The sequence below is a fragment of the Tenacibaculum aquaeponti genome, from assembly GCF_057221555.1.
Genome location: NZ_CM170147.1, coordinates 1 through 25245 on the forward strand (window position 1 = coordinate 1; position 25245 = coordinate 25245).

At 29.1% G+C, this 25245-nt stretch carries 27 protein-coding genes; 22 read left to right on the top strand and 5 right to left on the bottom strand.

All coding sequences use genetic code 11. The features are described from left to right. Genes dnaA through AC2TEO_RS00015 form a run of 3 tightly spaced genes read left to right on the top strand, consistent with a single transcriptional unit; the run spans position 1 to position 2590 of the window. Positions 1–1425, top strand: a complete 1425-nt coding sequence (gene dnaA, locus AC2TEO_RS00005) for a chromosomal replication initiator protein DnaA (protein WP_442266131.1) — start codon at positions 1–3, stop codon at positions 1423–1425. An 11-nt stretch (positions 1426–1436) separates the two neighbouring features. Further along, the gene (locus AC2TEO_RS00010; protein WP_442266132.1) at positions 1437–1883 is read left to right on the top strand and encodes a low molecular weight protein-tyrosine-phosphatase; all 447 of its coding nucleotides are present in this window, start codon (positions 1437–1439) and stop codon (positions 1881–1883) included. A 2-nt stretch (positions 1884–1885) separates the two neighbouring features. Continuing rightward, the gene (locus AC2TEO_RS00015; protein ID WP_442266133.1) at positions 1886–2590 is read left to right on the top strand and encodes an SAM-dependent methyltransferase; all 705 of its coding nucleotides are present in this window, start codon (positions 1886–1888) and stop codon (positions 2588–2590) included. Between the two features lie 32 nt (positions 2591–2622). Here AC2TEO_RS00015 and AC2TEO_RS00020 read toward each other — a convergent pair whose 3' ends face one another. The 4 genes from AC2TEO_RS00020 to dapF form a co-directional block, all read right to left on the bottom strand. Beyond that, positions 2623–3246 (bottom strand): peptidoglycan-binding protein LysM, encoded by a 624-nt coding sequence (locus tag AC2TEO_RS00020; RefSeq protein WP_442266134.1) that lies wholly within the window; start codon positions 3244–3246, stop codon positions 2623–2625. A gap of 161 nt (positions 3247–3407) precedes the next feature. Next, complete coding sequence (gene mltG / locus AC2TEO_RS00025) at positions 3408–4433, bottom strand: endolytic transglycosylase MltG (protein ID WP_442266135.1); 1026 nt, start codon at positions 4431–4433, stop codon at positions 3408–3410. Beyond that, positions 4423–4950: a GNAT family N-acetyltransferase gene (locus tag AC2TEO_RS00030; protein ID WP_442266136.1), complete on the bottom strand. Its 528-nt coding sequence runs from the start codon at positions 4948–4950 to the stop codon at positions 4423–4425. The genes mltG and AC2TEO_RS00030 overlap by 11 nt, the downstream gene beginning before the upstream one ends. After that, the gene (gene dapF, locus AC2TEO_RS00035) at positions 4931–5725 is read right to left on the bottom strand and encodes a diaminopimelate epimerase (RefSeq protein WP_442266137.1); all 795 of its coding nucleotides are present in this window, start codon (positions 5723–5725) and stop codon (positions 4931–4933) included. Before dapF ends, AC2TEO_RS00030 begins: the two co-directional genes overlap by 20 nt. Positions 5726–5863: 138 nt before the next feature. Here dapF and AC2TEO_RS00040 point away from each other — a divergent pair, with 138 nt between their 5' ends. The 6 genes from AC2TEO_RS00040 to AC2TEO_RS00065 all read left to right on the top strand — a co-directional run bounded on the left by AC2TEO_RS00040 (position 5864) and on the right by AC2TEO_RS00065 (position 12817). Beyond that, on the top strand, positions 5864–7249 hold the full coding sequence (locus AC2TEO_RS00040; protein WP_442266138.1) for a trypsin-like peptidase domain-containing protein: 1386 nt from the start codon (positions 5864–5866) through the stop codon (positions 7247–7249). A 121-nt stretch (positions 7250–7370) separates the two neighbouring features. Continuing rightward, complete coding sequence (locus AC2TEO_RS00045; RefSeq protein WP_442266139.1) at positions 7371–8813, top strand: glyceraldehyde-3-phosphate dehydrogenase; 1443 nt, start codon at positions 7371–7373, stop codon at positions 8811–8813. 103 nt (positions 8814–8916) lie between these two features. Continuing rightward, positions 8917–9495 carry a DinB family protein gene (locus AC2TEO_RS00050; RefSeq protein ID WP_484730871.1) on the top strand — a complete coding sequence of 193 codons (579 nt, stop codon included), beginning with the start codon at positions 8917–8919 and terminating at the stop codon, positions 9493–9495. Then, positions 9496–11493 carry an NAD-dependent DNA ligase LigA gene (gene ligA, locus AC2TEO_RS00055; protein WP_442266141.1) on the top strand — a complete coding sequence of 666 codons (1998 nt, stop codon included), beginning with the start codon at positions 9496–9498 and terminating at the stop codon, positions 11491–11493. Positions 11494–11500: 7 nt separating this feature from the next. Continuing rightward, complete coding sequence (locus AC2TEO_RS00060; protein WP_442266142.1) at positions 11501–12151, top strand: lysoplasmalogenase family protein; 651 nt, start codon at positions 11501–11503, stop codon at positions 12149–12151. Between the two features lie 9 nt (positions 12152–12160). Continuing rightward, positions 12161–12817 (top strand): lysoplasmalogenase, encoded by a 657-nt coding sequence (locus AC2TEO_RS00065; protein ID WP_442266143.1) that lies wholly within the window; start codon positions 12161–12163, stop codon positions 12815–12817. On the opposite strand, the gene AC2TEO_RS00070 is transcribed toward AC2TEO_RS00065, so the two are convergent. Continuing rightward, positions 12806–13189: a DoxX family membrane protein gene (locus AC2TEO_RS00070; RefSeq protein WP_442266144.1), complete on the bottom strand. Its 384-nt coding sequence runs from the start codon at positions 13187–13189 to the stop codon at positions 12806–12808. The genes AC2TEO_RS00065 and AC2TEO_RS00070 overlap by 12 nt on opposite strands. 204 nt (positions 13190–13393) lie before the next feature. Between AC2TEO_RS00070 and dapA the strand changes: the two genes are divergently transcribed. From dapA to AC2TEO_RS00135, 13 genes are all read left to right on the top strand, one after another. Continuing rightward, complete coding sequence (gene dapA, locus AC2TEO_RS00075) at positions 13394–14269, top strand: 4-hydroxy-tetrahydrodipicolinate synthase (protein WP_442266145.1); 876 nt, start codon at positions 13394–13396, stop codon at positions 14267–14269. A gap of 121 nt (positions 14270–14390) precedes the next feature. Beyond that, complete coding sequence (locus tag AC2TEO_RS00080; protein ID WP_442266146.1) at positions 14391–15416, top strand: hypothetical protein; 1026 nt, start codon at positions 14391–14393, stop codon at positions 15414–15416. A 143-nt stretch (positions 15417–15559) separates the two neighbouring features. Then, the gene (bamD, locus tag AC2TEO_RS00085) at positions 15560–16384 is read left to right on the top strand and encodes an outer membrane protein assembly factor BamD (protein ID WP_442266147.1); all 825 of its coding nucleotides are present in this window, start codon (positions 15560–15562) and stop codon (positions 16382–16384) included. A gap of 2 nt (positions 16385–16386) precedes the next feature. Then, entirely contained in the window at positions 16387–16713 is a 327-nt protein-coding gene (locus AC2TEO_RS00090; RefSeq protein ID WP_442266148.1) for a DNA-directed RNA polymerase subunit omega, read from the top strand. Positions 16714–16716: 3 nt separating this feature from the next. Further along, on the top strand, positions 16717–17928 hold the full coding sequence (gene coaBC, locus AC2TEO_RS00095) for a bifunctional phosphopantothenoylcysteine decarboxylase/phosphopantothenate--cysteine ligase CoaBC (protein WP_442266149.1): 1212 nt from the start codon (positions 16717–16719) through the stop codon (positions 17926–17928). Positions 17929–17976: 48 nt separating this feature from the next. Continuing rightward, on the top strand, positions 17977–18882 hold the full coding sequence (gene porD / locus AC2TEO_RS00100; protein ID WP_442266150.1) for a type IX secretion system protein PorD: 906 nt from the start codon (positions 17977–17979) through the stop codon (positions 18880–18882). A gap of 83 nt (positions 18883–18965) precedes the next feature. Then, positions 18966–20618 carry a DNA repair protein RecN gene (gene recN, locus AC2TEO_RS00105; RefSeq protein WP_442266151.1) on the top strand — a complete coding sequence of 551 codons (1653 nt, stop codon included), beginning with the start codon at positions 18966–18968 and terminating at the stop codon, positions 20616–20618. 6 nt (positions 20619–20624) lie between these two features. Next, positions 20625–21140: a tetratricopeptide repeat protein gene (locus tag AC2TEO_RS00110; protein WP_442266152.1), complete on the top strand. Its 516-nt coding sequence runs from the start codon at positions 20625–20627 to the stop codon at positions 21138–21140. An 18-nt stretch (positions 21141–21158) separates the two neighbouring features. Beyond that, a complete protein-coding gene (locus AC2TEO_RS00115) occupies positions 21159–21971 on the top strand; it encodes an enoyl-ACP reductase FabI (protein WP_442266153.1) in 813 nt (270 codons plus the stop codon). Between the two features lie 23 nt (positions 21972–21994). After that, complete coding sequence (locus tag AC2TEO_RS00120) at positions 21995–22816, top strand: DUF3050 domain-containing protein (protein ID WP_484730872.1); 822 nt, start codon at positions 21995–21997, stop codon at positions 22814–22816. Further along, a complete protein-coding gene (locus AC2TEO_RS00125) occupies positions 22813–23817 on the top strand; it encodes a glycosyltransferase family 2 protein (RefSeq protein ID WP_442266155.1) in 1005 nt (334 codons plus the stop codon). Before AC2TEO_RS00120 ends, AC2TEO_RS00125 begins: the two co-directional genes overlap by 4 nt. Beyond that, positions 23818–24753, top strand: a complete 936-nt coding sequence (locus AC2TEO_RS00130) for a UDP-glucuronic acid decarboxylase family protein (protein WP_442266156.1) — start codon at positions 23818–23820, stop codon at positions 24751–24753. A gap of 107 nt (positions 24754–24860) precedes the next feature. Then, positions 24861–25241, top strand: a complete 381-nt coding sequence (locus AC2TEO_RS00135; protein ID WP_442266157.1) for a hypothetical protein — start codon at positions 24861–24863, stop codon at positions 25239–25241. Positions 25242–25245 lie beyond the last annotated feature (4 nt).

The following is a 25245-nucleotide window of genomic DNA, read 5'->3' on the forward strand; positions in this document are numbered from 1 at the left end:
ATGAATAAAACTGCTGAATTAGTATGGTTAAATTGCCTGTCTTTTATAAAAGACAATATAAAGCTTCAAGCCTATAAAACATGGTTTGAGCCTATAAAACCAGTTAAATTATCTGGAGAGGCATTAACAATTCAGGTACCAAGTAAATTCTTTTATGAATGGTTGGAAGAGCATTATATTAAATTATTACGAGTAGCGTTAGTTCGTGAACTAGGTGATAATGCGAAATTAATTTATGATGTTCGTATGGAGAATACTTATAGTAGTAATAATCCTCAAATTGTTAAAATTCCTAGTGCAAATAGAAACCCTCTTAAACCACAAAAAGTAACAGTTCCTTTAGAAAATAAAAGAGAATTGAAAAACCCTTTTGTTATACCTGGTTTACAGAAGGTTAAGATAGAGTCTCAATTGAATCCAAATTACAATTTTGATAATTTTGTGGAAGGAGATTCAAATAGATTAGCTAGATCTGCTGGTATGGCTGTAGCTAATAAACCAGGCGGAACATCTTTTAATCCTTTATTGATATATGGAGGAGTAGGGTTAGGAAAAACACATTTAGCTCATGCCATAGGTGTTGATATTAAAGATAAATATCCAGATAAAACAGTTTTATACATTTCTTCTGAGAAATTTACTCAGCAATTTATAGATTCTGTAAAATCTAACACTAGAAATGATTTTATTCATTTCTATCAAATGATAGATGTTTTAATTATTGATGATGTTCAGTTTTTATCTGGTAAAGCTGGAACTCAAGATGTGTTTTTTCATATTTTTAACCATTTACATCAAAATGGAAAACAGGTGATTCTTACTTCAGATAAAGCACCTGTAGATATGCAAGATATTGAACAGAGATTATTGTCTCGTTTTAAATGGGGACTTTCAGCTGAACTTCAAAGTCCTGATTATGAAACTCGTATTTCTATCTTACAGAAGAAACTATTTAGAGATGGTGTCGAGATGCCTGAAGATATAGTTGAATACATAGCTAAAAATGTAAAAACAAATGTTAGAGAACTTGAAGGGGTAATTATTTCTATGATTGCTCAAGCTTCATTCAATAGAAGAGAGTTTACCTTAGATTTAGCAAGACAAATTGTTGATAAATTTGTTAAGAATACCAAGAAAGAGGTGTCTATAGATTATATTCAAAAAGTAGTTTCAAAATATTTTGATATGGATGTAGCTACTTTACAGTCTAAAACAAGGAAAAGACATGTTGTACAGGCTAGACAATTAGCGATGTATTTTGCTAAACGTATGACAAAATCTTCTTTAGCCAGTATTGGAAGTCAAATAGGACAACGCGATCATGCTACAGTACTTCATGCTTGTAAAACTGTAGATAACTTAACAGAAACTGATAAACAATTTAGAAAGTACGTTGAAGATTTAACAAAGAAATTAACATTCTAATTTAATTTATAATGAAAATACTAATGGTTTGTTTGGGTAATATTTGCCGTTCACCATTAGCAGAGGGGATTTTAAAATCCAAATTAGATGCTGAGCATTTTGTTGATTCTGCTGGAACCTCTGGTCACCATAGTGGAGAATTGCCAGATAGAAGATCTATAGAAATAGCAAGATTAAATGGTTTAGATATTACAGATCAAAGATCAAGAAAGTTTACTGCAAATGATTTTGATAACTTTGATATGATTTATGCTATGGATTCTAGTAATTATCATAATATTATTCAGCTTTCAAGAAATGAAGAAGATGTTAATAAAGTGAGAATGATATTAAATGAATCTTCACCGGAAGAAAATTTAAATGTTCCAGATCCTTACTATGGAGGAGATCAAGGATTTGTTAATGTATATAATATGCTTGATGAAGCATGTGAAGTAATCGCATCTAAAATTCAATAATTATGATTGGTAAGTTATATTTAATTCCTACTACACTTGGAGATACAGAGCCTTTAGAGGTTATGCCTATTTCTGTAAAAAAAGTTATTGAACGTTTAGATTATTTCATTGTTGAAAATGAAAAAACAGCAAGAAGATATATTAAAAAAATAACACCAAATAAACCACAATCATCTTTAAACTTTATGATGATTGATAAATATTCACACGAACTAGAAACCAGAAACTATTTAGATGTTTGTGATGAAGGTATCTCTGTAGGAATACTTTCTGAAGCGGGTGTTCCTGGTGTTGCTGATCCTGGCGCTACTGTAATTAAGCAAGCACATGAAAAAGGAATACAAGTAATTCCGTTAGTTGGACCTTCTTCTATTTTAATGGCAATAATGTCTTCTGGTTTAAATGGACAGAATTTCGCTTTCAATGGATATTTACCAATTGATAAGTCCGATAGAAAAAGAAAAATTAAAGAGTTAGAAAAATTATCAAGAGATAAAGAACAATCACAGTTATTTATTGAAACTCCTTATAGAAATAATAAAATGCTTGATGATTTAAAAGCTACATTACAATCGAATACTCAATTGTGTGTAGCTTGTGATATTTCTTTACCTACAGAATACATTAAAACTTTTCCAATTCAAAAATGGAAAACTGAAAACGTTGATTTACACAAAAGACCTGCTATCTTTATTATTCAAGCGTAATCAAATTAAAAAGTTTTAAAGAATAGAGTTTCTTATACAGTTGCTTTTTTATCTGCCTTGATATGTGATAAATCATATCCAGCAAATTTTTTCATATAACTTTTGATAGATGTTCCGTAAGCATCTTTAAATTGGTAATTTCCATAAGAACGTAAGAATTTCTTTACATTGCCAGGTCCAGCTAAATGAGCAGAAGCTATTATCCCAGACTCAGTGATAAGTATTCCATTTATTCTTTTACCAACAAAACGGGAAATATCCCTTCTTAAAATCCATTTATTCACCCTACAAAGAGCAGTGAAAGCCCTCTCTTGTAGTTCAGGGTTTTTCAGGAATTTTTTTGTGTCGTAAATTTTAAATCTCTTTAAAGTACTTTTACCAAACTGATATTTACCTAAAAAACCATGAGTGTTAACCACATAATATCTACCTTGAGATTCTTTAAAAGCCAAAGCTTCTTTAAATCCAACAAAGTTTTTTTCTAGTTTAAGAATGTCTTTAGTAACTTCGTAGTTTACTGGTGTTGTTACACCTTTTTCGTATTTCTTTTCTATTTTTTTTGTAGTAAAACTTATAAGCGTAATACTAACTAATAATATCCCTAATTTTCTGATAATTAATATACTTTCTATTTGGCGGGCGCAAATATATGACAAAAAAAAGGATTAAAACAAATCTTAGGATTTTGTAGATTTCATGATTTTTAATTATTCGTAAAAATTCGTTTTTATTTTAATGAATATATAAATAAGGGTATAAATTCAGTGTTAAATTCTTTTAAAATGAGTTAATTAAGTTGAAATAAATTTTTGTTAAATTATCGCTTAATTCCTTGATTATTAATCCAAAACTGATATTTTTTGGCGTTTCTATTGTGTTGCGATAATGTTTTTGCAAACTCATGGAAGCCTATGTTATCTACACTAGCACACATAAAAAAGTAGTCGTGTTGTGCTGGATTTAAAACTGCTTCTATAGAAGATATATCGGGCATAGCTATTAAAGTAGGAGGAAGCCCAACGTTTTTATAAGTATTATATGGTGATTTTGTTTCTAAATCTTTAAAAAGGACTCTCTTAACTACAAAATCTTGACCATGTTTTTGTTTTAAAGCATATATGATAGTAGGGTCAGCTTCTAAAGGCCATTTATTTTTGTAACGATTTAAATATAATCCAGCTACTTTTGATCGCTCAGAAATTTTTGCAGTTTCTTTTTGAACAATAGATGCTAAAGTAATTACCTGATCTTTTGTTAAACCTTGTTTTTTTGCTTTTGCTAACCTTGAGGTATTCCAAAACTTATTATAATAGGAAAGCATTTTGTTTCTAAACTTATCCGCGGAAGTATTCCAATAGAATTCATATTGATTAGGAATATACATGGCAAGAGCAGAAGCTTCAGTAAAATTTTGTTTTTTTAAGAAATCACTATCTCTAAAAGAGTTTAAAAGAGTAATGCTGTCTGTTTCTAGTTGTTGCGCAATTCTACCAGCTAATTTTTCTAAAGTATCTTGATTGTTGAATGAAACTTTTACTGGTGTTTGATTTCCTGAGCGAAGTAAGTTAACAAGATCATTTAAACTCATTCGTTCTTTTAAAGAATATTTACCACCTTTAGGTTTCGTGAATTTTTTCTTTTCTGCAACCCAATTAAAATCATCTGTATCATTTATAAAATCACTAAGTAACTCTTTAAGTTCTGTCATTGTAGTTTTAGAAGGAATAAAAATATCTCCACTTTTAGTAACAGCAGGAGCGAAAATTTTTTGGTAATAAGTAAATCCTACAATTCCTAATATTATAAATAAACCAAGAGTTATGTATATGATTTTATTCTTCATGAATTAATTGAAATAAAATTTCGTTTTTATATTTTCCATTAACTAATATCCAATCTTTTTTAATCCCAACGTTTTTAAAACGATGCTTTTTAAATAGTGATAAACTATTATGATTATCTTCTGTAATGTTGGCGTACAATTGATGTAAATGTAAGGTTAAAAAACTATAGTTAATTAAAATTTTTAAAGCCTCAGAAGCGTATCCTAGATTTTGAAAGTCTTTATGAATAATTATTCCAACTCCAGCTCTTCGGTGTTGTGGGTTAAAATCAAATAAGTCGATTAACCCAACTCTTTTATTCGAACCCTTTTCAATAATAACTAAACGAAGTTGTTTAGCTTCATATAAATCTAAATGACAATTTTCAATATATTGTTTTAGTAAAAAACGTGAAAATGGAGTTTGGGTATGACTTACTTCCCAAAAGGACTCATCATTTTCAATAGTAAATAGAAAATCTAAATCTTCAGGTTCAATTGCTCTTAAGACAATATGATCACTTTCTAAAGTCTTCATTAATTTTAATACTTCCTTTAAAAACAAAAGTAGCAGGCCCTATTAAATGAATGTTCTTATAACTATTGTCGGTGTATTCAAAGGTAACTGCTAAATTTCCGCCTTCTACTTGTAAGTCTACAGTGTTATTTTCCGTTTTATTTAATTTATGCATGGCTAAAGCAACAGCAGTTACACCGGTTCCACAAGCTAAAGTTTCGTTTTCAACACCTCTTTCATATGTCCTAACACGGAAAGAATTTGTATTTGTTTGTTCTACAAAATTGATATTACTTCCTTCTTTTCCATAAATAGAATTCCTTAGTTTTCTTCCATTTGAAAAAACATCATAATCTTCAATATTTTCAACTAGCTCTACATGATGAGGAGAACCGGTATTAGCAAAAGCATAATTTTCATGAATCGTTACAGTATCAACATCGATCATTTGTAATTTCACAATCTCATTATTGATTTCAGCAATATGTAAGCCATCTATAGCTATAAATGTAGCTTTATTATTAATAACACCAAGCTTATTGGCAAAAGCGACAATACATCTACCACCATTTCCGCACATTGTACTTTCATTTCCATCAGCATTATAATAAACCATTCTGAAATCGGTATTATCATCATTCTCTAATAAGATTAATCCATCTGCACCAACACCAAAGTTCCTATGACATAGTTGTGAAATAAGCTTGGCGTTATCTTTTGGAAAGGTTTTTGCTCTATTATCGATCATAACAAAGTCGTTTCCTGTTCCTTGGTATTTATAAAAAGTAATTTCCATATGAAATTACAAATATATGTATTTACTTAGGAAAAAAGAGATGTTAAACACTGGTTAAAGTGCGTTAAAATGAAGTTAAACAGATAAGCTTAAAATGTTAAAATTGTATATTTGAGTAACAAAAAATTTTAGAACAATATGAAGAGAATTTTTGGAATAATAGGCGTTGCATTTTTAGGAGGTGCAACTGCTTTAGGAGGTTATAAATTATTTGTTGAACAACCTCAGGTGGTTATTGAAAAATCAGTAGAGCCACAGTTACAAACTGTTAAGGCAAGCTATACGCCAGCAGTTTTAAATACATCTTCTGTACCTACAGATTTTACAGATGCTGCTGAAAAAACGGTGAATACAGTAGTACATGTTAAAAACACAGCAGTAAAAGAAGTGTATAATCCTTTTGAAGAGTTTTTTGGTCGTGGCAATGGAAGAAGTAAACGAGAACAAGTAGGAACAGGAAGTGGTGTGATTATTTCTTCTGATGGATATATCGTAACAAATAATCATGTTATTGATGGAGCCACAGATATTGAAATCACACTTAATAATAGAAAAAAATTAAAAGCCAATTTAATTGGAGCTGATCCTAAAAACGATATCGCTTTATTAAAGATAGAAACTGACATGGAGTTGCCATTTATCACTTTTGGTAATTCTGATAATGCCAAAATTGGAGAGTGGGTTTTAGCAGTTGGAAATCCATATAATTTAAATTCTACAGTAACAGCTGGAATTGTTAGTGCAAAAGGGCGCGATTTAGAAGGAAACACTAATATCGAATCATTTATACAAACAGATGCGGCAGTTAATCCTGGAAATAGTGGAGGGGCTTTAGTGAATACAAGAGGAGAATTAATTGGAATTAATACAGCGATTACTTCTAGAACAGGTTCATTTATTGGATATTCTTTTGCCGTGCCTTCGAATATTACAAAGAAAATTGTAGATGATTTACTTGAGTATGGGAATGTTCAAGAAGCGATTATAGGTATTAATATAGATGCTTCTTATAATCAAATAGAAGGTGTAAAGATTGGTAATATAGACGAAGGGAGTGAAGCTTTAAAAGCAGGTTTAAGAGAGGGAGATGTGATTACTAAGGTAAATAATGTGAAGATAGCTAAGTTTTCGGATTTAAAAGGTCAATTAACAGCTAAAAGACCTGGTGAATTGGTAAATCTTACAGTAGATAGAAATGGAACAGAATTAACTAAGACTGTGAAATTATCAAAAAGAGATTCTTTTATTTCTGAGAGTTTTGGAATTGAATTGAAAGATTTGACAGAAGAAGAAAAAGAGAAAAGAGATATATCATACGGGGTTAAAATTTTGAGAACTAGTCATCCTGCATTTAAGCAGTTTAAGGTAGGGAAGGGATATGTAATAACAAAAATTAATAATAAAGAAATTCATAGCGCTTCTGAAGCGAAAAACATTTTAGATACCTATTCACCAAGAACAAGAAAAAGATTTATATTAGAAATGATAAGCCCGACAGGTCAAGTTGAACGATATGGGTTCTAGTGATTATAAAGATAAAAACTCGATATGAAAAATATCGAGTTTTTTTTATTTAAAAAAGTTACGAAATCGTTTGAAATAACTACTTTTGCAGCAAATTTTTTAAAAATTAGTTCACACAACTATGTCAATAATAACAAATTACGAAGAAGAAGTTGCTAGTCAAGTTCAAATTAGAAGAGCTACAACTGAATTTATCAATATTGTAAATGATTTATGGTACGATAAATCAATTGAATTAGTATTATTTAGAAATCCATTAGTAGATAAAAGAGCTAGTGAAGTATTAAATTTAATTGATTATGCAAAAGAATTTGTAGCAAAACCAATTTCTATTCAGGATGCGTTAGATATTGCTAAAGCAATTCAATCTACAGAATTACCAGCTTCAAAATTAGATATTGGAAAATTAGCTTATGAGTATCATTTGATAGATGATACAAACTTAGAAAAAGTTGATTTTGTAAAAAAACAATTGAAAGATGCTAAAGCTGCAAATGATATTCAACCAAAAGATGTTGTTCTTTATGGTTTTGGTCGTATCGGTCGTTTATTAGCTAGAGAGTTAAGTAGTAAAATGGGTAAAGGTTCTCAATTAAGATTAAGAGCTATTGTTACTCGTGGAAAGATTGATGAAAGTGTTTTAGAGAAAAGAGCTTCATTGTTGAGTATTGATTCTGTTCATGGTGATTTCTTAGGAACTGTAAGTGTAGATGCAGAAAATAATGCGTTAATTATTAATGGGACTTCAGTTCAAATGATTTCAGCTGCTGCACCAGAGGATATTGACTATACAGCTTACGGAATTAACGATGCTTTAATTATTGATAATACTGGAGCATTTAGAGATAAAGAAGCTTTAAGTAGACATTTACAAGCTAAAGGAGCAGAAAAAGTTTTATTAACTGCGCCAGGTAAAGGAATTCCAAATATTGTACACGGGGTAAATCATTTAGAAAATAATCCTGATAACATCGATATTTTCTCTGCTGCATCTTGTACAACTAATGCTATTACTCCTGTTTTAAAAGTTTTAGAAGATAACTACGGAATTAAAAAAGGCCATCTAGAAACAATTCATGCATATACTAATGATCAAAATTTAGTAGATAATATGCATAAAAAATATAGAAGAGGTAGAGCAGCAGCTTTAAATATGGTAATTACAGAAACAGGAGCAGGAAAAGCTGTTTCAAAAGCATTACCAGCTTTAGAAGGAAAATTAACATCTAATGCTATTAGAGTTCCAGTTCCAAATGGATCTTTAGCTATTTTAAATCTACAATTAAATTCAGAAACAACTGTAGATGCTATTAATGCGATCATGAAACAGTATGCTTTAGAAGGAGATTTAGTGGAGCAAATTAAATATTCTTTAAGTAACGAATTAGTTTCTTCTGATATTGTAGGAACAACTGCACCATCAATTTTTGATAGTAAAGCAACAATTGTTGATGGAGATACAATTGTAATTTATGTATGGTACGATAACGAATATGGGTATTCTCATCAAGTTATGCGTTTAGCGAAACATATTGCTAAAGTTCGTAGATTTACATACTATTAGTAGTAAATTTCATCTGATATATGTTAAAAAGTTCGGAGCATTTGCTTCGAACTTTTTTAATTAAAAATAGTAAATTGCATCTCTTTATTATTCTTTTGTTAAAATGAAACTATTTACTTTAGGACTTATTTTTTTTATGATGTCAACTCAAACACAAGCACAAAATTTACCATATTATGAAATTCCAAAAGCTTCTGATTCCTATACAGCAGGTTCTGTTGCAAGTAGAATGATAGATGGTTTAGGTTTTCGTTATTATTGGGCAACTGAAGGTTTAACTGAAAAAGATTTAAAATTTAAACCTAGTGATGAAGCAAGAAACTTATTTGATACTGTAGATCATATTTTAGTATTATCAATAATGACATTAAGTGCTGTTGAAGAAGTAGAAATGAGTTTTCCAGAAGAAGGAACATTAACATTTTCAGAAATGAGAAAATTAACATTAGAAAATTTTAAAAAAGCTAGTGAAATTTTAAAATCTTCAAATGATCTGTCAAAATATATAATGAAAATTCCTAGAAGAAATAATAATGTGGTAGAGTATCCTTTTTGGAATCAGTTAAATGGACCTATAGCAGATGCAATTTGGCATTGCGGACAAATAGTAACTTTCCGTCGTACATCGGGAAATCCTTTACCTAAAGGCCCTAGTTTTTTAACGGGAAAAGTAAGAAGATAAATGACAACAAAAGATAAAATTGAATCGCTTCGAAAAGAACTAAATCAACATAATTATAATTATTATGTTTTAGATAATGCAACAATCTCTGATTATGAGTTTGATATTAAATTAAAAGAGTTAGAAAAACTAGAAGAAGAGAATCCAGAGTTTTTTGATTTAAATTCTCCAACGCAACGGGTAGGAGGAGAAATTACAAAAAATTTTCAGACAATTACTCATAAAAATAGAATGTATTCTTTAGATAACTCATATTCTAAAGAAGATTTATTAGATTGGGAAAAGCGCATTCAAAAGAATTTAGGAACTGAAAATATAGAGTATACATGTGAGTTAAAATACGATGGAGCATCTATCAATTTAACTTATGAAAATGGTGTGTTTGCTAGTGCAGTAACAAGAGGTGATGGTTTTCAAGGAGACGAAGTAACAACAAATATTCGTACTATTAAATCTATTCCATTAACACTGTCAAATGATTTTGTTTCTAATTTTGAAATGAGAGGTGAAATTATTTTGCCTTTGGATGGTTTTAATAAAATGAACGAAGAGCGTATTGCTAATGGTGAAGATCCTTATAGAAATCCAAGAAATACGGCAAGTGGAAGTTTGAAACTTCAAGATAGTAGAGAGGTAGCTAAAAGACCTTTAGATTGCCTTTTATATCAGGTGGTTACTAATGAAAGAAAATATAAAACTCATTATGAAAGTTTAAATGCAGCTCGTGATTGTGGATTTAAAATTCCTGATACTATTACATTGGCAAAATCTATAGATGAAGTTTTAGAGTTTGTAAATCATTGGGATGTTGAACGCCATAATTTACCTTACGAGACTGATGGCGTGGTGATAAAAGTAAATTCTTTAATCCAACAAGAAGAATTAGGATATACATCTAAATCCCCAAGATGGGCAATAGCTTATAAGTTTAAAGCAGAGCAAGTTACTACAGTTCTAAATGAAATTACTTATCAAGTTGGCCGTACTGGAGCAATTACACCAGTAGCAAATTTAGAGCCTGTTCATTTAGCAGGAACAATTGTTAAAAGGGCTTCTTTACATAACGCAGATCAGATAGAAAAGTTAGATGTTCGTATAGGAGATACAGTTTTTGTTGAAAAAGGAGGTGAGATTATTCCTAAAATAATGGGAGTAGATTTGTCAAAAAGAGCCGAAAATTCTTTACCAACAAAATATAAGGAACATTGCCCGGTTTGTCATACTCCATTAGTAAGAACTGAAGGAGATGCAAAACATTATTGTCCAAATGAATTTGGATGTGCACCTCAAATTACAGGAAAAATCCAACATTATATCAGTAGAAAAGCGATGGATATAGATGGTTTAGGATCAGAAACCGTTGATTTGTTACATAAAGAAGGATTAATTAAAAATTATGCAGATCTTTATGAATTAACTGTTGAGCAAATTATTCCTTTAGAAAGAATGGCAGAAAAATCTGCTATGAATATGGTAGAAGGAATAAAAAAATCAAAAGAAATACCTTTTGAAAAAGTGTTATTTGCTTTAGGAATTCGATTTGTAGGAGAAACAGTAGCAAAAAAGTTAGCAAAACATTTTAAATCTATTGATAGTTTGTCTTCAGCTACTTTTGAGGATTTAGTTGCTGTAGATGAAATAGGAGATAGGATTGCGGAAAGTGTTATAGGTTTCTTATCCGATGAAAATAATATCGAAATTATAAATAGATTAAAAATCCATGGTGTTCAATTAGAGGTTTCTCAAGAAGCTCTAGCGAATCAGACTAATAGATTAGAGAGTAAAATTTTTGTGGTTTCTGGAGTTTTTCATCAAATGAGTAGAAATGAACTTAAAAAAGCAATAGAGGATAATGGAGGTAAGGTTAGTAGTTCAATATCTAAAAAAACAAACTATATTGTAGCAGGAGATAATATGGGACCTAGTAAGTTAGCAAAAGCTGAGTCTTTAAGTATTCCTATTATTTCTGAAGAAGATTTTTTAAAAATGATAAATTAAATAACTATTGAGTATAAAAAAAAGTTTTAAAATTCCATTTTTAATTATTTATGCCTTATTAGGTGTATTGTCTTTATATATTCTAGTGTATCATGAATATAAATACAGTCTGAAACTGTTACCTACTTTAATGCTAGCACTTTCATCTTTGCAATTGCTGAAAAAGTTTGATAAACGAATTTTTGCTTTTTTTTTAAGTATTATTTTAGGTGATGTGATTATTGTTAATTTCGCTAAATTCGGTTTAGGTTTATATTTTCATAGTTTAAGTTTTATTATTTTATCTTATTTGAGTTGGAGTTTTTTCAAGAAAAAATTAAGAAAAGAAATTATTAAGTATTTTGTGATATTTTTAATCTTATTTCTAATTGTTTTCTTTTTTTCAATAGATAATAAAGGAACTGCTTATAATTCTATATTTATATATGGTGTTTCTCTTTCTTTAGTTACATCATTATTATTTACAAATTATTTAAAAATGATGATACAGGCTAATTACATATTGTTTTTAGCCATTGCAGCAAGAATTGTGTCCGATTCAATATTAACAATTGTTATGTTTAATAATTATAATATGTATTACACATTTGTAGCATACATTATTTATTTTACATCAAACTATTTGTTTTTTAGAGGGTTTACCTTAAAATATGTTTAAAGAAATATTATGAATAAAAAAGTTATTTTTTCTGTGTTATTTTTGTTGGTTTCTTGTGTTGAGGTTTTAGCAACAATATATAATTACAGGGTGTTAGAACTTATTTTTAAACCACTAATTGCTGTTACGTTAGTTCTTTTGTATTTAGTTAATGTTTCAAAGCCAAGTTTTTGGTTTGTTTCAGCTCTTTTTTTCTCATTTTGGGGAGATGTGTTATTGTTGTTTCCAGAAGATTTTTTTGTTTTAGGATTGGTGTCCTTTTTGATAACACATGTAATTTACATTAAAATTGTTTCAGGGTATTTCAATAAAATTGAAATCAGTACAAAAATTCTTTCATTTCTAGCGTTTTTAATGTATTTCTCCGTAATTGTTTTTTTAATTAAAGATAACCTTAAAGAGTTACTTCTCCCTGTAATTGTATATGGATTAGTAATATCCATGTTTGGGACAACAGCATTGTTAAATTATATTCATAATAAAACAACAGAAAATTTATGGTTATTAATTGGAGCTCTAATTTTTATTTTATCAGATAGTGTTATAGCACTAAACAAGTTTTACAGTGAGCAACCTATATTCTCAAGTGTGATCATGATAACTTATATTGTGGCTCAATTTTATATTTGTAAGGGAATGATTGCAAAAAGCAACTTAAAGATTTAAAAAAGGAATTTCTTTTTTATGAAGTAATAATAATATTCCTCCACTTATAAGGGTAATAATAGCCATTATAAACAATGCTCCGCCATCATTATTATGAATAATGCCTATTTTAGTGATATGAGAAAAAATAGCTCCAGACATTATTCCAATAGTTATTAATGCGCCTAACCAAGTTCTTTTCGGAAGAAAAAGTAAAATTGTAGCAATTAATTCGATAATTCCAGTTCCGATTCGCATTAAAGCTTCATTTTCACCAGCTACTTTAGTAAATAAATCAACACTAGCTTCATTTGCAGTAAATTTGAAAAATAAAGTTTGTAGCATAATTATTCCAGAAATAATTTTAAGCATTAATGGTAAATGTTTTTTCATGGTAAATGAATTTTGTTTTTTATATAGACGGTTAAAGTTTATTATCTTTTCAAAAAAAGTTTTTTTTATTGAAGTTATACTTAACTTGTATTTTTAAGAATGTAAAAAAAATTAAACATCAAATAAAAATTTGTGTATTCTTGTCAAAACCCCTGTTTTAATTAAATAAAGCATTAATTTTACCTAAAAATTTGAACACTTAACATGCAACAGTTTATAGGTACAGGAGTAGCGTTAGTAACTCCTTTTAATGAAGATAAAAGTATTGATTTTGATGGTTTAGAAAGATTGATAAATTATCAAATAGACAATGGTGTAAACTATTTAGTTGTTTTAGGAACCACAGGAGAACCAGCTACTTTAACACAGGAAGAAAAAGAAGCAGTTAAATCTAAGATTATTGATGTAAATAATGGAAGGTTACCATTAGTTATTGGCATAGGAGGAAATAATACAGCAGCAGTAGTTGAAGAAATTAAAAATACTGATTTAACTCATTTTGATGGGATTTTATCAGTTTCTCCTTATTACAATAAACCAACTCAAGAAGGTATATACTTACATTTTAAAGCAGTTGCAGAAGCTACAGAAAAACCTATCATATTATACAACGTTCCTGGTAGAACTTCTTCTAATATGTCACCAGAAGTTGTAGTGCGTTTAGCAAATGATTTCAATAATATAATTGCTGTAAAAGAAGCAAAAGGAGATATGGTTCAAGCTATGCAAATTATACAACATGCTCCCGAAGACTTTTTAGTGATTTCTGGAGATGATATGATTGCTTTACCTATGACTTTAGCTGGAGGAGCAGGTGTTATTAGTGTAATAGGTGAAGGATTACCAAAAGAGTTTTCTTCTATGATTCAATTAGGATTAGAAGGAAAAACTAAAGAAGCATATGACTTACATTACAAAGTAATGGATAGTATAGATTTAATATTTGCTGAAGGAAATCCTGCAGGAATTAAATCTCTATTACAGAAAAAAGGAATTTGTTTAGATGAAGTTCGCTTACCTTTAGTTAAAGCTTCGGAAGAATTACAAACTCAAATTTCAGATTTTATAGATAGTTTATAAAACTCTAATAAAATAAACCACAAAACCATACGCTTATACCTTAAGCATATGGTTTTGTGGTTTATTTTATTTTCTACCTGTCAATATTTGCTAAGTTTAATAATGATTAAACTATACAAATATGAAACTTATCAAAATATTTTTTTGTTTTCTGTTAAGCTTATTTTTAAGTAGTTGTGGAGCGGGAAAATTACCACAAGCAGAAACTTTAGGAGAAGAGAATTCTTCATATTCATATGTGCCAATAGATCCTTTTCCTGTATCAACAGTAATGGGTAATAGTTGTGAACCTTGCCAACCTGGTCAAGATATTCCTTATAAATCATTATTAAACTCATTTCCTGATCAAACAGTTCGATTATCAATTGCAAAATTGAATGTAGATGGCTCCATTACTTATGGAAGTGTAGTAAAAGCTACAGCTAAAAATGAAACTTATGAAGTTACATTAGATTATGTAAATGTTGATGTAACTCAAATTCCTTTTTTTTATAGAGAGAAAGAATATTACAAGACAAATTCAAAAGGGAAAAATGAAAAAAAGATAGATTATGAGTTAAAACCAAGTGTAAGATATGATTATTTAAAAGGAAATTCTTTAGAAAATAATACAGTTCATAATTATGAAACAAAGAAGAAGCAAGTTGTAGCTTCTTTACCTGACGATAAAAAAGATTGGCAAGAAAAAGTAGTTCCTGTTTATATAGGAGTAGGATTAAGAGTTGTAGCTAGAGTTACAGTTTTAGATGCAGATGTTAATTTATCTGGATTAGGAGTAATTGGAAGTGAAGCAAAAGCAGGAAAGCTAAAAGGGAGTTTAAGTGTACAAACATTAGGTATAACTGGTAAAAGTGTTTCTTCAGCATTGCCGTTGCCAAGCGAAATTAATGAAACAACAATTCAAAATGCAATTCTTTCCATAGGAACTATAAAAGCTCAATTATATACATCTGATCCAAAGGATGATGAAAGCGGAGAAAATAAAGGTGATATTGTAATTTCACCAAGAGTTGTAGGTGTTTATAAACCATTTAAAGGAGGAGCAGAGGTTATTAATCCAATAATATCAGAATTAGCAAGAGAACCTGTACGTTGGTATAGACCTTGTAAAAGCAAGGCGAAATATCCAAGTTCTTGTAGAGAATAAAAACATAATAAATAATAACAAAATAAATTTAACATACGTTTAGTAGCTTTTTCAATTACTTTATCCGTTATTGCTTGAGAATTTCAATAAAAATTCAATTTTAATAATACATAATTAATTAGTAATTTTGCAAAATGCAAAAAATGAAGAGAATAGTTTACGCAGTATTTACATTTTTAATGTTAACTTCATGTGGAGAATATCATAGAGCTTTAAATCGTGGTACTACAGAAGAGCAATATAAGATGGCGATTAAGATGTATGAAGCCGAAAAATATAATAAGGCTTTACGTTTATTTGAAAAAATAACTCCTTCATATAGAGGTAAACCTCAAATGGAGCGTATACAATATATGGTAGCTAATTCTAATTTTAATGAAAAGAATTATGGAATGGCAGGGTATTATTTTGGACGTTTTTCAGATAATTACCCTAAAAGTTCTAAGAGAGAAGAAGCAGATTTTCTTTCGGCTTTAAGTTATTATAAAGCAGCACCAACATATACTAAAGATCCAACGAATATAAATAAAGCTATAGATGCTTTTCAGTCTTTTATTGATAAATATTCAGATTCTCCTAGATTAACTGAGGCAAACAAATATTATCAAGAGTTACGTTACATGTTAGAAAGTAAAGCTTTTGAAATAGCTAAAAACTATTATAATACTGCAGAGACCGATCCGAGAAATTACAAAGCTGCAATTGTTGCTTTTGATAATTTATTATCAGATTTTTTAGGAACATCGTATAAAGAGGAGGCATTATTTTACAGATTAAAAGCAGCACATGATTTAGCAGTAAAAAGTAGGTTAAGAAAAAAATCTGAACGTACTAAAGTTGCTATTAAAGCGTACGAAAAATTAAAACGTAATTTTCCTAAGACAAAATATGAGAAGGAATCTGAAGAAATGTACGCTACTTTAAAAGAGATAGAACAAGACATACAAAAACAATTAGTTAAAAGTTAAATATGAATTACAAAGAAACTAAAGCCCCAGTTAGTACAGTGACTTATGATAGAGAAGCTATTGAAGCATCTACTGATAACATTTATGAGGCTATTTCTATCATAGCTAAAAGAGCAACTCAAATTAATTCTGATTTAAAGAAAGAGTTAGTTGATAAGTTAGATGAGTTTGCAACTTATAACGATAGCTTAGAAGAAGTTTTCGAAAACAAAGAGCAAATCGAAGTTTCTAAATTTTACGAAAGATTACCAAAACCAACGGCTATTGCTGTTGAGGAGTGGTTAAACGACAAAATTTATCACCGTTCTACTATTGATAAAAAGAAATAATTAATGTCTATACTTAACGGCAAAAAGGTATTACTTGGTATTACCGCTGGTATAGCAGCATACAAAACGGCTAGTTTAGTTCGTTTATTTATAAAATCAGGCGCAGAAGTCAAAGTAATTATGACTCCTGCGTCTAAAGATTTTATAACACCTTTAACTTTATCTACCTTATCTAAAAATCCTGTTCATTCTACCTTTTATGACAAAGAAGATGAGAATGAATTATGGAATAATCATGTCGATTTAGGGTTATGGGCAGATATTATGGTTATAGCGCCTGCTACAGCCAATACATTATCTAAAATGACAAATGGAAGTTGTGATAATTTATTGTTAGCAACATATTTGTCAGCAAAATGTCCAGTGTATTTTGCACCTGCAATGGATTTAGATATGTATAAACATCCTTCAACAAAATCTAGTTTAGAGAATTTACAGAGTTTTGGAAATATAATGATTCCAGCAACTTCAGGGGAATTAGCTAGTGGTTTAGTTGGAGAAGGAAGAATGGCAGAGCCAGAAGATATAGTTAGTTTTATAGAGAATGATATATTAGCAAAGTTGCCTTTAAAAGGGAAAAAGCTATTGTTAACAGCCGGACCAACCTATGAAGCAATAGATCCTGTACGTTTTATAGGAAATCATTCTTCTGGTAAAATGGGATTTGCTATTGCTAATGCTGCTGCAAATTTAGGAGCAGAAGTATTTCTAGTTTCTGGACCATCTCATCAAACAATAAAACATTCTCTAGTACATAGAATAAATGTAACATCAGCTCAAGACATGTATGATGCCTGTCATACATACTTCAATGATGTTGATATAGCTATTCTTTCTGCAGCAGTTGCAGATTATCGACCAAAAAATGTAGCTTCTCAAAAAATAAAAAAGAAAGATGCTTCGTTAGTAATTGAGTTAGAACCTACAAAAGATATATTAAAATCTTTAGGTGAAATAAAGAAAGATCAACTATTAGTTGGTTTTGCTTTAGAAACTAATGATGAAGTGTCAAATGCACAGAAGAAGATACAAAAGAAGAATTTAGATTTAATTATTTTAAATTCTTTAAGGGATAAAGGAGCTGGATTTGCAGGAGATACAAATAAAATCACTATTATTGATACAGATTTTAACGAGAAAACATTTCCTTTAAAATCTAAAAAAGAAGTAGCCAAAGATATCATAAATGAAATCGTTGAAAAGCTAAGTAATTAAAGTTTTTTGTTATTTCAAACGATATTAATTTAATATTTACCTAGTATTATGATTGCCAAAAAAAGACTTGTTTTTTTATTAGTAGCATTATTGTCTTCATTAACAATAATAGCTCAAGAAGAACTAAATGCTGTAGTTGTTGTTAATGCAGATAGAGTTCAAAGTACAAACAAACAAGTATTTAGTACCTTAGAGCAATCACTAACGGAATTTATTAATCAAACAAAATGGACGAATAAGAAGTTTTCTTCTCAAGAAAGAATCAATTGCGCATTTACGATTATAATTAATGAGCAAAATTCAAATAATTTTACCGCTACATTACAAGTTCAATCTTCAAGGCCTGTTTATAATTCTTCTTACGAAACTCCTTTGTTAAATATTAATGATACGAATTTAAACTTTCAATATAATGAGTTTGAACAATTGTTATTCAACCCGAATTCTTTTGATTCTAATTTAGTTTCTACAATTGTATTTTATGTTTATGTTATATTGGGTGTAGATGCTGATACGTTTGCTTTAAGAGGAGGAGAAAATTATTTTAAACAAGCTGAAAATGTAATGCTTCAGGCTCAACAAGGAGGTGAATCTGGTTGGGAAAATAAAATAGGAGAACAAAACCGTTTTGCTTTAATAGATAGTTTGTTGTCATCTAAGTTCGGAACTTTACGTTCTATTTATTATGAATATCACAGAAAAGGTTTCGATTTATTTGCAGATAAAGAGAGAGAAGCAAAACAAAATATTGCAAATAGTATTCTTCAATTAGATAAATTATTCAATATTACTGTTGGTAATTACATGATCAGAGTTTTTCTTGATGCTAAATCGAATGAGATAAGAGAAACTTTTTCTCAAGGAAAAACGATAGGTATGGAGAATAAAATTAAAGAAACTTTACAACGAATATCACCAACTTTAAGCAGTCAGTGGAAAGAAATTAAATCTTAGAATTCTTTTAAGATTATACTAAGAAATTTCCGACTCCTCTTTTACTTAAATTCCGTATTTTTATAGGCTCTAAATGTTGGAATTTGTTAGCAAAATTATTCATACAAAATTATGCGTTAATAGATAAGTTATCTATTGATTTTACTGAAGGTCTTTCTATTATAACAGGAGAAACTGGTTCTGGTAAATCTATTCTCTTAGGAGCTTTAGGTTTAGTTTTAGGAAACAGGGCAGACTTATCTTCATTAAAAAAAGGCGATACTAAGTGTATTATTGAAGCTGAATTTAATTTAGCAGCATATAAATTAGAACGCTTTTTCTCAAAAAATGATTTAGATTATGAAGAAAATACAATCATTAGAAGAGAAATTCTTCCTTCGGGGAAATCAAGAGCATTTGTAAATGACACTCCAGTTAATCTTAGTAATTTAAGTCAATTAAAATCTAAGTTAATAGATATTCATTCTCAACATCAAACCTTACAATTGTCTGATGTAGATTTTCAGTTTTCTATTTTAGATGCCTTAGCAAAGAATGATAAAAAAATAGCTTCATACAAACGAGGTTTAAAACAATATAATATATTAATTTCTGAACTTAAAAAACTTAAAGAAAACCAAGAACAAGAACAGCAACAATACGAATATAATTTACATTTATATAAAGAATTAGAAGAAGCTGATTTTAAACTTGATGAACAAGAAGAGTTAGAAAAGAAACTAGATGTTTTAAATAATATAGAGGATATTAAGTTAAATCTATCTGAAGCAATTCAAATCACTACAGGTGAGGAATTTGGAGTTCAAAATTTATTAAGTTCTTTAGAGAATAATTTACAAAAAATAAGTGGTTTTTCTAAAGAGTATGAAGAACTTTATCAAAGAATTGTTAGTGTGAAAATTGAAGTAGATGATGTTGTTATTGAACTAGAAAATTCTAATGAAACAGTCGAATTTAATCCTGATGAATTAGAAACTATAAACGATAGGCTTCAATTACTGTATAGTTTACAAAAGAAACATCAAGTAGCAACTATTGATGAGTTATTGGCCATTTTTGAAAGTTTAGCAGTTAAAGTAAGTTCAGTTGAAAATGCTTCAGAAATTATAACCAGTAAACAAAAAGAGATTGAAGAAGTAGCTATTAAGTTAGATAGTGTTGCTGAGTTAATAACTGAAGCTAGAGAAAAATCGATTCCTAAATTAAAAAAAGAACTAGAATTTTTACTTTCTGAATTAGGGATGCCAAATGCAACTTTTTCTATAGCTGTACAACCTACAGAAAAATACTTGTCTAATGGTAAGGATGAATTACAGTTTTTATTTTCTGCAAATAAAGGAGGTAATTATGGAGAGCTTAAAAAGGTTGCTTCAGGAGGAGAACTATCTCGAATAATGTTGTCTGTAAAAAAGATTTTATCTCAAAACACGAAATTACCAACTATTATTTTTGATGAAATTGATACAGGAGTATCTGGTGAAGTTTCAAATAAAATAGCAGATATTATGCAAAAAATGGGGAATTTTATGCAAGTAATTGCTATTACCCATTTACCTCAAATTGCCTCTAAAGGAGTGTCACATTTTAAAGTATATAAAGAAGAAGTAGATGGAGTAACATCTTCTAATTTAAAGCAATTAACCAAAGAAGAACGAATTGTAGAAATAGCAGAAATGTTAAGCGGTAAAGATATCTCTGATAGCGCTTTAATTCATGCTAAAGAATTATTAAATTAAGAAGTTATGAGTGATAATAGAGCAGAAAATTTATTCTTTGAAGCAGATCAATTAATTGATGAGAATAGAATTATAGAAGCAAAAGAAATGCTTATTGATCTTTTGGCAGAATTTCCAGATTATGGTAGGGCACACAATCATTTGGGTTGGTTGTATAATTTAAAATTTAATAATTATCCTAAGGCTAAAAAACACTTAGAGTTAGCTATTAAATTTGCACCAGATTATCATGCAGCATATAGTAATTATTCATATCTATTAATCGATATGAATCTTAATGATGAAATGATTACATTTGGCAACAAAGTAAGACAATTATCAACACCAGATAAGTCTACAATTTTTAACAAAATGGCACAAGCTTATGAGTTAAAAGGAGAGATCATGAATGCCCATAAGTACTATAAGTTAGCAATTAAAGAAACACTAAATAATAAAACATTAGACTCTATTTATGCTTCAATTAACAGAGTAAGAAAAAAAATGAGTCTAATACAAAGATTGAAATTAATTAACCAATAAGATAATAAACACTAAATTATGTATAACTTATTAAAAGGTAAGAAAGGAATTATTTTTGGGGCGTTAGACCAAAACTCTATAGCATGGAAAGTAGCTGAGAGAGCTCACGAAGAAGGAGCAGAATTTGTTTTAACTAATGCACCTATTGCATTGCGTATGGGACAATTAAAAGAATTAGCAGAAAAAACTGGTTCTGAAATTATTCCTGCAGATGCAACTTCTATGGAAGATTTAACGAATTTAGTTGAAAAGTCTATGGAAATTTTAGGAGGAAAATTAGATTTTGTTTTACACTCTATAGGAATGTCTGTTAACGTTCGTAAAGGTCGTGCTTATACAGATCCTAAATACGATTTTACAACTAAAGGTTGGGACGTTTCTGCGGTTTCTTTTCATAAAACAATGAACGTTTTATACAATAAAGAAGCAATGAATGAATGGGGAAGTATTGTAGCTTTAACTTACATGGCTGCACAAAGAGTTTTTCCTGATTATAATGATATGGCAGATAATAAAGCTTTCTTAGAGTCAATTGCTAGAAGCTTTGGATATTTCTTCGGAAGAGATCAAAATGTTCGTGTAAATACGATTTCTCAATCTCCAACACCAACTACAGCTGGACAAGGAGTTAAAGGGTTTGATGGATTTATCAGTTATGCTGAAAAAATGTCTCCATTAGGAAATGCTACTGCTTTAGAATGTGCTGATTATACGATCTCATTATTCTCTGATTTAACAAAAAAAGTAACTATGCAAAACTTATTTCATGATGGAGGATTCTCTAATGTAGGTGTTAGTGATGCTGTTATGGAGCGTTTTACTGAAGAATAAAGAAAATAATCTATATACAAAAAATGCAAATCGTTAGATTTGCATTTTTTGTAATAATTACCAACAAAATGCGCATAGAATTTATAGAGAACCAATTACAGGATTTAAGAAAAGAATTACAAACTCACCCTCTATATGCTACATTAAAAAACATAAAAGATATTAAAGTTTTTATGGAAGAGCATGTATTTGCTGTTTGGGATTTTATGTCGTTACTAAAAGCATTACAATACCATTTAACAAATACAAATGTTCCTTGGTTACCTGTAGAAAATTCGGTTACGGCAAGATTTATAAATGAAATTGTGCATGGAGAAGAAACAGATATTAATGAGTTAGGTGAACCTAAGAGTCATTTTGAAATGTATTTAGATGCTATGAATGAAGTAAAAGCAAATACTTCTGAAATAGACATATTTATTGAGAAAATAACAGATGTCAATTCTATAACAAATGCATTAAAGTGTGTTAAAATAAATGAAACAACCCGAAATTTTGTTGCTTTTACTTTTAATGTAATAAAAATTAATCAACCACATATTATTGCTGCATGTTTTACGTTTGGTAGAGAGGATATTATTCCAGATATGTTTTTAGAAATTATAAATAAAGCAGAGTTAAATGAGAATAAAAAGTTTACAAAGCTTAAATATTATCTTGAAAGACATATTGAATTAGACGGAGATGAACATGGACCATTATCGTTACAAATGATTAGTGAGTTATGTGGGAATGATGAGCAAAAATGGAATGATGTTTTAGAATATGCCAGAAAATCAATGCAAATGCGTATTAATTTATGGAATGGGATTGAAGAAAAAATTAAGAAATCGGTTTTAGCATGAGTGAAATAAAGATATCACTTGTAATACCTGTTTACAATCGTCCTGATGAAATAGAAGAACTTTTAGAAAGCTTAATTCAACAAGATTTCAAAAAGAAGTATGAAGTAGTAATTGTAGAAGATGGTTCAACAGAATCTTCTGAAACCATTGTTAATAAATATACTTCTTTATTAAATATCAGTTATTTTTTTAAACCAAATAGTGGTCCAGGTGATTCAAGAAACTATGGTATGAAAAGAGCTTGGGGAAATTATTTCATTATATTAGATTCTGATGTAATATTGCCAAGTCATTATTTATCTACTATTGATAAATTTCTATCAGAAAATTATTTAGATTGCTTTGGTGGAGCAGATGCTGCACATGAAAGTTTTACAGATCTTCAAAAAGCAATAAATTATGTAATGACATCTTTCTTTACTACAGGAGGAATACGAGGTGGTAAAGTTAAAGTTCAAAAGTTTGAACCAAGAAGTTTTAATATGGGGATTTCTAAAGAAGCTTTTGAAGTAACAAAAGGCTTCTCTAAAATTCATCCGGGAGAAGATCCTGATTTATCTCAAAGAATAGTAAATAAAGGATTTACTACAGGTTTTTTACCAGATGCATATGTATATCATAAAAGAAGAATTTCTTGGAAGAAATTTCATACACAAGTCAAAAAATTTGGCTTAGTACGACCAATTTTAACCAAGTGGCATCCAGTTACAGCTAAAATAACATTTTGGTTTCCAACCTTATTTGTTCTTTTTACAGTTTTATCTTTAATAGGAGGAATATTTGTAAACTCTATTGCTTTAATTCCTTTAGTAAGTTATTTATTACTTTTATTTGTACACTCTACAATTCTAAACAAAAGTATTAAAGTTGGATTTTTATCTATTTATGCAGTATTTATTCAATTTTTTGGTTACGGATTGGCTTTTTTGAAATCTACTTTTTACATTCGCTTATTAAACAGAAATCCGGAAACACAATTTCCAAAATTATTTTTTAAGTAGGTGAAAAGAATATTAGTTACAGGAGGAGCAGGTTTTATTGGCTCACATTTATGCGAGCGATTATTGAATGAAGGTAATGAAGTAATTAGTTTAGATAATTATTTTACTGGTAGTAAAAAAAATATAATTCATCTTTTAAATAATCCTTATTTCGAAGTAGTTCGTCACGATATTACTGAACCTTATTATGCAGAAGTAGATGAAGTGTATAATTTAGCATGTCCAGCTTCACCAATTCATTATCAACATGATCCTATTAAAACGATTAAAACATCTGTTGTTGGTGCAACAAATATGTTAGGATTAGCAAAGAGAATTGATGCAAAAATTTTACAAGCTTCAACGAGTGAAGTTTATGGAGATCCTAAAATTCATCCACAACCAGAGTCGTATTGGGGAAATGTAAATCCTATTGGTTTAAGATCTTGTTACGATGAAGGAAAAAGATGCGCAGAATCTTTATTTGTGAATTACCATAAGCAAAATAATGTTCGAATTAAAATTATTCGAATTTTTAATACTTATGGAACTAGAATGAATACGAATGATGGTAGGGTAATTTCTAATTTTATTGTACAAGCTTTAAAAGGAAAAGATATTACTATTTATGGAGATGGAAGTCAGACTAGAAGTTTCCAGTATGTAGATGATTTAGTAGAGGGAATGATTCGTATGATGAATACTGATGATTCTGTAACTGGTCCAATAAACATCGGTAATCCAGGAGAGTTTTCTATTTTGGATTTAGCTAAAAAAATCATAGATATTACAAATTCAACATCTCAATTAATTTTTAAGCCATTGCCTGAAGACGACCCAATGCAGCGTAAGCCTGATATTTCTTTAGCCAAGAAAACATTGAATAATTGGGAACCAAAAGTTCCATTAGATGAAGGATTACTTAAGGTTATAGATTATTTTAAAGGTGTGATTTAAATTAAAACTATTATTTTAAGTTTGTTTAAAAAGTATCTAATAATAGTAATTTTCCTTTTATTTTCCTTTTATTTTCCTGTAATTCAAGAATTGACGATAAAGTTAAAGTGGGATTAATAAATGTAATCAATAATGATTCTCTATATGAGTTATTAACTAACGATTTTCATTTTAAATATTATAAAGATGGAGTAGGGAAAGATAGAACAAAATCAATTAAAAATGATACTATAATTCTCTTAAAAAACAATCTTATTACACCTGAAATCATAAATAAAATAAATAAAAGTAGAATTTTACTTTTAGACAGCATGCAAATATGTGAGCTATCATTTAAGTATGATAGAGAGAAAAAGATAATGAGACCTTTTTTAGAAATGCTTTATGATGAAAAATTAAATAAAGTAGTATTTGAAATTAAGCATTTAGTACCACAATATCTTAATAATAATTATAAATGTATTGAGTTAGGTGAAAACGATTTGTAAGGGC